The organism is Mesorhizobium sp. M7A.F.Ca.US.006.01.1.1, assembly GCF_003997935.1.
Taxonomy (GTDB): domain Bacteria; phylum Pseudomonadota; class Alphaproteobacteria; order Rhizobiales; family Rhizobiaceae; genus Mesorhizobium.
In genome coordinates, this window is record NZ_RZQL01000535.1 from 1 (window position 1) to 509 (window position 509).

The 509-nt window shown below is 58.9% G+C and carries 1 protein-coding gene; it reads left to right on the forward strand.

The annotated features are described in order from the left end of the window. Positions 1-223: AbrB/MazE/SpoVT family DNA-binding domain-containing protein (locus EN943_RS37365; protein ID WP_348630123.1), on the forward strand; the 223-nt coding region annotated here is incomplete at its 5' end. Positions 224-509: the final 286 nt, after the last annotated feature.

Consider the following 509-nt stretch of genomic DNA (forward strand, 5'->3'; position numbering starts at 1 on the left):
TCAATGGAGGGCGCGAATGGATAAGGCAAAAGTCTTTTGGTCTGGCGGATCGCAAGCAGTACGCATGCCGAAGAAATACCGTTTCGATACCGGCGAGATTTCAATCCGTCGCGAGGGCCGAACGGTCGTTCTCGAACCGCTTGCTCAGGAGTGGGTCTGGCTCGACAGTTTGACCGGGCCACTTGACGACGATTTTGTTGAGGCAGCTTTGGAAGGCCGATAGAGACTGGCGGCGCAAACCATAGGATCCATGCGTGACATCTGAGCGCTGCTGCGGTGCAGAATTCTGTTCCGCTGCACTCTACGGCCAAGGTCGCGGCATGGATCCTCGGGTCTCCGCGACGGAGCTTCGCTCCTGCTCCGCCGGTGGATGACGAAGTCGAGAAGCTTCGGTTAATTTTCCCAAGTCGCTACAGGAAATCGCCTCAGGCAAACGGCACGGCGGTTGTGCCCTTCGGCAGCTTGGCCTCGTCGTCGGGCTCGACATGGATGGTGACGCGCACCGAGGG